This window comes from Methylobacterium sp. BE186 (genome assembly GCF_031457035.1).
Taxonomy (GTDB): domain Bacteria; phylum Pseudomonadota; class Alphaproteobacteria; order Rhizobiales; family Beijerinckiaceae; genus Methylobacterium; species Methylobacterium segetis.
On sequence record NZ_JAVDVV010000039.1, the window covers coordinates 21769 to 29858 of the forward strand.

At 68.6% G+C, this 8090-nt stretch carries 8 protein-coding genes; 5 read left to right on the forward strand and 3 right to left on the reverse strand.

The annotated features are described in order from the left end of the window. Nucleotides 1-51 precede the first annotated feature (51 nt). From sufC to J2X36_RS25205, 5 genes are all read left to right on the forward strand, one after another. Nucleotides 52-804, forward strand: coding sequence for a Fe-S cluster assembly ATPase SufC (gene sufC, locus J2X36_RS25185; protein WP_310354758.1), 753 nt, complete (start codon nt 52-54; stop codon nt 802-804). Nucleotides 805-807: 3 nt separating this feature from the next. Beyond that, complete coding sequence (sufD, locus tag J2X36_RS25190; RefSeq protein ID WP_310354760.1) at nt 808-2130, forward strand: Fe-S cluster assembly protein SufD; 1323 nt, start codon at nt 808-810, stop codon at nt 2128-2130. Nucleotides 2131-2182: 52 nt separating this feature from the next. Further along, a complete protein-coding gene (locus J2X36_RS25195) occupies nt 2183-3427 on the forward strand; it encodes a cysteine desulfurase (protein WP_310354762.1) in 1245 nt (414 codons plus the stop codon). Between the two features lie 11 nt (nt 3428-3438). Beyond that, nucleotides 3439-3819, forward strand: a complete 381-nt coding sequence (locus J2X36_RS25200) for an SUF system Fe-S cluster assembly protein (protein WP_132257423.1) — start codon at nt 3439-3441, stop codon at nt 3817-3819. A 98-nt stretch (nt 3820-3917) separates the two neighbouring features. Beyond that, nucleotides 3918-4295 (forward strand): iron-sulfur cluster assembly accessory protein, encoded by a 378-nt coding sequence (locus J2X36_RS25205; RefSeq protein ID WP_132257421.1) that lies wholly within the window; start codon nt 3918-3920, stop codon nt 4293-4295. Nucleotides 4296-4327: 32 nt separating this feature from the next. Here the strand turns inward: J2X36_RS25205 and J2X36_RS25210 are convergent, their stop codons facing one another. The 3 genes from J2X36_RS25210 to J2X36_RS25220 form a co-directional block, all read right to left on the reverse strand. Next, nucleotides 4328-5392, reverse strand: a complete 1065-nt coding sequence (locus J2X36_RS25210; protein WP_310354766.1) for a GGDEF domain-containing protein — start codon at nt 5390-5392, stop codon at nt 4328-4330. 118 nt (nt 5393-5510) lie between these two features. Further along, on the reverse strand, nt 5511-7058 hold the full coding sequence (locus J2X36_RS25215; protein ID WP_310354769.1) for a DEAD/DEAH box helicase: 1548 nt from the start codon (nt 7056-7058) through the stop codon (nt 5511-5513). Nucleotides 7059-7242: 184 nt separating this feature from the next. Then, nucleotides 7243-7515 carry a hypothetical protein gene (locus J2X36_RS25220; protein WP_310354770.1) on the reverse strand — a complete coding sequence of 91 codons (273 nt, stop codon included), beginning with the start codon at nt 7513-7515 and terminating at the stop codon, nt 7243-7245. Nucleotides 7516-8090: the final 575 nt, after the last annotated feature.

Genomic DNA, 8090 nt, shown 5'->3' on the forward strand with positions numbered 1-8090 from the left:
CGCAGGGCTCTCACGCGCCCGCTTTCGTATTTCTGACTTTCGGAACTGACCATGCTTGAGATCAAGAACCTCGTCGTGCAGATCGAGGACAACCGCATCCTCAACGGGCTCGACCTCACCGTGAAGGACGGCGAGGTCGCCGCCATCATGGGCCCGAACGGGTCCGGCAAGTCGACCCTGTCCTACGTCATCGCCGGCAAGGAGGATTACGAGGTCCTCGAGGGCGAGATCCTGCTCAACGGCGAGAACATCCTGGAGATGGGTCCCGACGAGCGCGCCGCGGCCGGCATCTTCCTCGCCTTCCAGTACCCGCTGGAGATCCCCGGCGTCGGCACGATGACCTTCCTCAAGGCCTGCCTGAACGCGCAGCGCAAGGCGCGCGGCGAGGACGAGCTCTCGACGCCCGACTTCATCCGCCAGGTGAACAAGGCCGCCGACAAGCTCGAGATCAACAAGGAGATGCTCAAGCGCGCCCTCAACGTCGGGTTCTCCGGCGGCGAGAAGAAGCGCATGGAGATCCTCCAGATGGCGCTGCTGCAGCCGCAATTCTGCGTCCTCGACGAGACCGATTCCGGCCTCGACATCGACGCCCTGCGCATCGTCTCCGAGGGCGTGAACGCGCTGCGCGCGGAAGGGCGCTCCTTCCTCGTCATCACCCACTACCAGCGCCTCCTGAACCACATCGTGCCCGACACCGTGCACGTCATGTCCCAGGGGCGTATCGTGAAGTCCGGCGGCAAGGAGCTCGCCCTCGAACTCGAGGCTTCGGGCTACGCCGAGTACCGCGCGAGCGAGGCGGCCTGACCCATGGCAGACGTCACCAATCTCCGCACCCCGGCCGAGACCGGCCTCTCGAAGCTGTTCGAGGTCGCCCGGATGAAATTCCCGACGGGCGTGTCGATCGCCCGCGAGGAGGCCTTCCGCTATTTCGAGGCGATGGGCCTGCCGAGCCGGCGGGTCGAGGCCTTCAAATATACGGACCTGCGCGCCGCCCTGAAGGAGGCCGCCCCCCCGGCCGAGGCGCCCGGCGCCGAGGCGGCGCACAAGGCCCTCGACACGGCCAAGGGCTTCTCGGGCATCGAGGCCGTGCGCCTCGCCTTCGTGAACGGCCATCTCGTGGCCGAGGCCTCCGACCTCGGCCGGGTGCCCCAGGGCGTCACCCTCGCGCCCCTGAACGAGGCGCTCGCCGCGGGCGACAGGCTCCTCGAGCATCTCGCCCCGGTCTCCCAGGCCCGTGAGAACCCGATCTACCAGCTCAACGCCGCCTTCATGGCGGACGGGCTGCTCGTGCACGTCGCGGCGGGCACCAAGGTCGAGGCGCCGCTGCACCTGCGCTTCGTCGGCACGGGCGCGGAGGCCTTCTCCACGGCGACCCGCGTGCTCGTGGTGCTGGAGGCGGATGCCGAGCTGACGGTGCTCGAATCCCACGAGGGTCCCGACGGCGTCGCCTACCAGCCGAACGACGCCCTCGACGTCGTGATCGCGGATCGGGCCCGCTTCCACCACACCCGCCTCAACGGCGAGGGCCGCGAGGCCATCGCGCTCTCGACGATCTCGGCCCGGCTCGGCGCCGGCTCGCATATCGAGACCGTGAACCTCGTGACCGGCGCGGTGCTGTCGCGCCATCAGATCTACCTGCATTTCGCGGGCGAGGACGCCACGGCCACGGTGAACGGCGCGACCATGCTCGGCAACGGGCAGCTCGCCGATTCGACGCTGCTCGCCGACCACGCGGCGGTCGGGGGCGTCAGCCGCGAATTGTTCAAGACGGTGATCGACGGCGACGCGACCGGCGTGTTCCAGGGCAAGATCATCGTCGAGCAGATCGCCCAGAAGACCGACGGCAAGATGAAGTCGGACTGCCTCCTCCTCACGGACGAGGGGCAGATGATGAACAAGCCGGAGCTGGAGATCTTCGCCGACGACGTGGCCTGCGGCCACGGGGCCACCTGCGGCGCGCCGGACGACGACCTGCTCTTCTATCTCATGGCCCGCGGCCTGCCGCGGACGGAGGCCGAGAGCCTGCTCGTCCAGGCCTTCCTCGGCGAAGCGCTGGAATCGGTCACCCACGAGGGTGCCCGCGAGGCCTTGATCGGCGAGGTCGAGACCTGGCTGGCCAAGCGGGCTTGAGCGACGACCCCTCCCTCGCGGGGGAGGGGCCTCGCGTCACGCGGAAGGTTTCATGAACGCACCCGTCCTTCAGACCCCCTACGACGTCGAGGCGATCCGGAAGGAATTCCCGATCCTGTCGCAGACGGTCTACGGCAAGCCCCTCGTCTACCTCGACAACGCGGCCTCGGCCCAGAAGCCGCGGGCCGTGATCGACGCCATGGTCTCGTGCATGGAGACGGGCTACGCCAACGTCCATCGCGGCCTGCACTTCATGGCGAATGCCGCGACGGAGGGGTTCGAGGGCGCTCGCGAGACGACGCGGCAATTCCTCAACGCGGCCTCGACGGACGAGATCATCTTCACCCGCAACGCCACCGAGGCCTACAACCTCGTGGCGAGCTCGATGGGCTGGGCCGGGCTGATCGGCGAGGGGGACGAGATCATCCTCTCGATCATGGAGCATCACTCGAACATCGTGCCCTGGCACTTCCTGCGCGAGCGCCGGGGCGCCGTGATCAAGTGGGCGCCGGTGGATGACGCGGGCAATTTCCTCGTCGACGCATACGAGAAGCTGTTCACGTCCCGCACCAAGATGGTGGCGCTGACCCACATGTCGAACGTGCTCGGCACGGTGACGCCGGCCGAGGAGATCGTGCGCATCGCCCACGCGCACGGCGTTCCTGTGCTCCTCGACGGGGCGCAGAGCGCCGTCCACCGCGAGGTTGACGTGCGGGCGCTCGATTGCGACTTCTACGTCTTCACGGGCCACAAGGTGTACGGGCCGACCGGCATCGGGGTCCTTTACGGCAAGCGGGAATGGCTGGAGCGGCTGCCCCCCTACCAGGGCGGCGGCGAGATGATCCGCACCGTCACCGAGGACACGGTCACCTACAACGAGCCGCCGCACCGCTTCGAGGCGGGCACGCCCGCGATCGTCGAGGCGGTGGGCCTCGGCGCGGCGCTCGAATTCATGATGGGCGTCGGGCGCGAGCGGATCGCGGCCCACGAGGCCATGCTGACCGCCTACGCCACCGAGCGCCTCTCCGCGATGAACTCCGTGCGCCTGATCGGCACGGCGCGGGACAAGGGCGGCGTCATCGCCTTCGAGATGAAGGGCGCGCACGCCCACGACATCGCCACCGTGATCGACCGCCAGGGCGTCGCGGTGCGGGCGGGCACCCATTGCGCCATGCCGCTCCTCAACCGGTTCGGCGTCACCTCGACCTGCCGCGCCTCCTTCGGCCTCTACAACACCACGGCTGAGATCGACGCCCTCGCCGAGGCGCTGGCCAAGGCCGAGCTCATGTTCGCCTGAAAGGTCTCCCCATGTCCGATGCTACGATCACCGGCGGCACCAACGCACCCGCGGTGGCGGCTGCCTCCGCCATCCCCCCGGAAGAGCTCGACCGCCTGACCGACGACATCGTGGCGGCCCTCAAATCCGTCTACGACCCCGAGATCCCCGCCGACATCTACGAGCTCGGCCTGATCTACAAGGTCGACATCGCCGACGACCGCTCCGTCGCGATCGACATGACGCTGACCGCGCCGGGCTGCCCGGTCGCGGGCGAGATGCCGGGCTGGGTCGAGAATGCCGTCTCGGCGGTGCCGGGCGTGCAATCCTGCGCCGTCACGATGGTGTTCGACCCGCCATGGGACCAGAGCCGCATGTCCGACGAGGCCCGCGTCGCCCTGGACATGTGGTAGGGGCGTTGGATTCGGCGCGCGGCAATGCTTATCTTGCCGTTACGCAAGGCCATTCCTCACCCGCCCGGGCCTTGAACCCGGCCGCCGGAGAGCACTCGATGTCATCAGGTTTCAAGGTCATGTCGCTGACCGAGGCGGCGGCCGACCGGATCAAGGCGATCATCGCCGATGCCGACAACCCGATCGCCGGCCTGCGGGTCGGCGTGAGGAACGGCGGCTGCGCCGGCATGTCCTACACGATGGAATATGCCGAGGCGCGCAAGCCAGGCGAGGACATGGTCGAGGACAAGGGCGTCACCGTCTTCATCGATCCCAAGGCCGTGCTGTTCCTGCTCGGCACCGAGATGGACTTTCAGACGAACAAGCTCTCCGCGCAGTTCGTGTTCAACAACCCGAACCAGACCTCGGCCTGCGGCTGCGGAGAATCCGTCGCGATCACGCCCGCGAACCCGGAGGCCCTGCGCGCCTCGGCCTGAGGCCGACTAGCGTGAGTCGACGCGTCGCCGAATCAGGCGACGCGGGAGAGGTCCGCGATCGGCGTGCGGTCGTCGACGCAGCGGTTTCGGCCGCCGCGCTTGGCCGCGAACATGCAGAGGTCGGCGCGCTCCAGCAGCGAGACAGGGGTGTCGCCGGGCCGGTAGGCGGCGATGCCGAGCGACACCGTGACCTTGCCCAGCGATTCCCCGGTCGAGCGCTTGACCAGCTCACGACCCATGACGCTGGTGCGGACCGTGTCCGCGATGGCGCGGGCGGTGTCGAGGTCGGTATCGGGCAGCAGGATCCCGAATTCCTCGCCGCCGAAGCGCGACAGGGTCGCCGAGCGGGTGACCTGCTCGCGCATGACGATCGCGACGAGGCGGAGCACCTGATCGCCGGTGAGATGGCCGTAGAGGTCGTTGAAGCGCTTGAAGAAATCGATGTCGAGGACGATCAGGCTCGACGTCACGGGCTGCGTCGCGGCGCTCTCCACGGTCCTGCCGAGCATCTCCTCGAAATGCTTGCGGTTCGAGAGGCCGGTGAGCGGGTCGGTCAGGCTCTCGATGCGGGTCGCCTCGAGCGTCTCGCGCAGGGCCTCGATCTCGGTCCGGCTCTCGCGCATGCGCGCCTCCAGGGTCCGGTTGTTAGCCGCCACCTCGCGGGTCGTGTTCACGAGGGAGGCGACGATCTCCCGGATGCGCACGCGATTGAGGGCGGCGCCGGCGAGGTCGTGCGACAGGGCGCGCAAGGATTCCCCGTACTGGGCCGTCGACCCGAGGGAGAGGTCAAGCATCTCGGTGATGCTCTCGATCTCGGAGAGGACGCTGGCGCTCATCTTCTCGGCCGCGAGCGAGAGGCGGCGCCCGTCGATATAGGTGTCGAAGAGGGCGTCGATGTCGCTGTCGCAGAGGCAACCGTTCTGGGAGGTCAGCCGCTTGATGGCGTCGTTCATCAGGGGCTGCGCGCCGGACACGTACGTGTACCAGACGGTGTAGGCCCGCGGCGTCGCCGAGGAGCCGTAATCGCGCATCAGGTCGTTGGCCCGTTGGGCGAGCGCGAAGGTTCGGTCGCGGTCGTTGTGACTCCCCTCGCTCATCCCCACACCACCCTCTTCCGGTAGCGCCGATCATCCCCCGGCACATAGCCGAGACGATGCAACCGCGACGATGGATGGACGGTTAAGCCGGCGCGCCGGAAGGCCGGAAATCGGGCGCTTATTTGCGCTTCTTGACCAGCGCCGGGCGCAGCAGGAACGCGGGAACGTGGCCGCCGAGGCCAACGGGCGTCTCGCCCTCGTCCTCCTCGTGCCGACGCCGCCCGCGGCCGCCACGCTCCTCGGGCAGCCTCTCGGGCCGCTGGCGCGCCGGAGAGAGGGAAGCGGCCTCGCGCGGCGCCGGGGCGGCCTCTCGGGGCGCACGAGCGGCGTCGCGGGATTTGGGCGCCGCCTCGCGCTGCGTCTGAGCGGGCTCGGCCGGCTCCGCGCTGCGGCTCCGTTCCGCTCCGCCGCGGCGGGACGGGGTCGCGCGACCCTCGCCGGCCGGACGGCCGGACCGGCTCCGTCGCGTGCCATCGCCGCTCCGTCCGCGATGCCGGGTCCGCCCCTCCGATTCCCCGTCCGAGGCGGCGGGCAGCGAGGCGAGATCCCCGTCGAACCACGCGATCGGCTGCCCGATCAGCGATTCGATGGCTTGGAGCGAGCGGTCGTCGCCCCGGCTCACCAGCGTGAAGGAATGGCCTGCCCGGCCTGCCCGGCCGGTGCGGCCGATGCGGTGGACGTAATCCTCCGGATGATGGGGAACGTCGAAATTGAAGACGTGGCTCACCGCCGGGATGTCGAGGCCCCGGGCGGCGACGTCGCTGGCCACGAGGAGGGGCGTCTCGCCGCTTCGGAACCCGTCGAGGGCCGCCATGCGGGCGCGCTGGTCCATGTCGCCGTGGAGCGCGGCCGCGTTGAACCCGTGCTTGGCGAGCGATTTCTGCAGGAGCGCCACGTCGCGCTTGCGGTTGCAGAAGATGATGCCGTTCTTGAGTTCGGCTTCGCCCCGGATCAGCGTGCGCAGGCGCTCGCGCTTCTCGTGGCCCTCGCCGCCCGTGGCGACGAGGCGCTGCACGATCGTCGTGGCGGTCGAGGCCGGGCGCGCCACCTCGATCCGCTGAGGGTTATGCAGGAACATGTCGGCGAGCCGCTCGATCTCGGGCGGCATCGTCGCGGAGAAGAACAAGGTCTGGCGGGTGAAGGGCACCATCTTCACGATGCGCTCGATGTCGGGGATGAACCCCATGTCGAGCATGCGGTCGGCCTCGTCGATGACGAGCAGCTCGACGCCGGTGAGGAGCAGCTTGCCCCGCTCGAAATGGTCGAGGAGGCGCCCCGGCGTCGCGATCAGCACGTCGGTGCCGCGGGTCAGCTTCGCGTCCTGATCGGCGAAGGAGACGCCGCCGATGATCAGCGCGACGTTGAGCTTGTGGTTCGTGCCGTAGCGCTCGAAATTCTCCTCGACCTGCGCCGCGAGTTCCCGCGTCGGTTCGAGGATCAGCGTGCGGGGCATCCGGGCGCGGGCGCGTCCAGCCTCCAGCATGGTCAGCATCGGCAGGGTGAAGGCCGCCGTCTTTCCGGTGCCGGTCTGCGCGATGCCGAGGACGTCCCGGCGGGCGAGCACGTGCGGGATGGCCTGGGCCTGGATCGGTGTCGGTTGGGAATAGCCGGCGGCCGTGACGGCCTGAAGGACCTTGTCGCTCAACCCGAGATCGGCAAATGACATCGTCTTTTGAGAACCGTTGCGCGCGGGAAGGTCGCCGGCCGGCGCGGAGGAGATCGTCGCGGCAACGGCAATGACGGCTGTCTCGTTTCCCGACCCGCCGCGCATGCGAGTGCCGGCACACTTAGAGTGTTGGCGCGGCTTGTCAATCTGCCATTCCGCAGGGGAGAGGAGCGTGCCCGCGACGTCAGGGCGTCGCCGGCCGGGGGGCGAGAACGCGCTCGACGAGCGCGCAGGGGTCGAGACGGATGGAGCGCGCCGCGCCGGTGATCGAGCCGGTCGTCTCCGGATCCGGGAGGGCGCGCGCCGCGATCTGCCCCCCGCGGGCCGGCGCCACGTGGAGGCGGGACAGATAATGGGCGCAACCGCAGCCGAGCACGAGCGTCAGGGCAGCGATCCGCAGCGTCCAGGCGAGAGGCGAGGGCCGCCTCGTATTGGCCAAGGTCTCGTCGACGCGCATCGGCTCCGCACCTGCCCTCCGGGGATCGGTCGCGGTCCGTCCGCAACCCCCGGCAGCGCAACTTTCCACGGATAGAGTTAAGGCCGCCCTACCGCTGTTCTCACAACTGCCGAGGGCATGTCCTGAACTAAAACACCTGCGAGCGTCCCATTCCGCACGATTCTGCAGGATTGGAACGCGTCTTGGGCCAATTCCGTCAGCATTGTGGCTGCTTTCTCTCTGCCTCCGATGAGCTTTGTTCTCGCCTGCCGTCATGTGCGCTGCGACACTTGTTGGGGCAGCGGAATCTTACCTCGCCCTAACCTTCACGTTTCGTTGACTCCTTGGGGCTTATCTGGACGGGCTTGTTGCACGAAAGCGACAGACCCGATTGCTCCCGCGGCCTAAAAGCACGCCGGCTTTCGCCAGACAGGACCAGTGATGATGAAAAAGCTTCTCCTTGCCTCCACCGTTCTCGCCGGCATGTCCGCCGCCGCGTCGGCTGCCGACCTTCCGCGTCGTGCGGCTCCGCCGCCGGTGTTCACGCCGGTTCCGGTGTTCACCTGGACGGGCTTCTACGCGGGCTTCAACGCCGG

Bases quoted from the DNA above. Each gene is read 5' to 3' on its own strand.
- J2X36_RS25195 (WP_310354762.1), top strand. From the start codon at position 2,183: ATGAACGCACCCGTCCTTCAGACCCCCTACGACGTCGAGGCGATCCGG.
- J2X36_RS25200 (WP_132257423.1), top strand. From the start codon at position 3,439: ATGTCCGATGCTACGATCACCGGCGGCACCAACGCACCCGCGGTGGCG.
- sufD (WP_310354760.1), top strand. From the start codon at position 808: ATGGCAGACGTCACCAATCTCCGCACCCCGGCCGAGACCGGCCTCTCG.
- J2X36_RS25205 (WP_132257421.1), top strand. From the start codon at position 3,918: ATGTCATCAGGTTTCAAGGTCATGTCGCTGACCGAGGCGGCGGCCGAC.
- J2X36_RS25210 (WP_310354766.1), bottom strand. From the start codon at position 5,392: ATGAGCGAGGGGAGTCACAACGACCGCGACCGAACCTTCGCGCTCGCC.
- J2X36_RS25215 (WP_310354769.1), bottom strand. From the start codon at position 7,058: ATGTCATTTGCCGATCTCGGGTTGAGCGACAAGGTCCTTCAGGCCGTC.
- sufC (WP_310354758.1), top strand. From the start codon at position 52: ATGCTTGAGATCAAGAACCTCGTCGTGCAGATCGAGGACAACCGCATC.
- J2X36_RS25220 (WP_310354770.1), bottom strand. From the start codon at position 7,515: ATGCGCGTCGACGAGACCTTGGCCAATACGAGGCGGCCCTCGCCTCTC.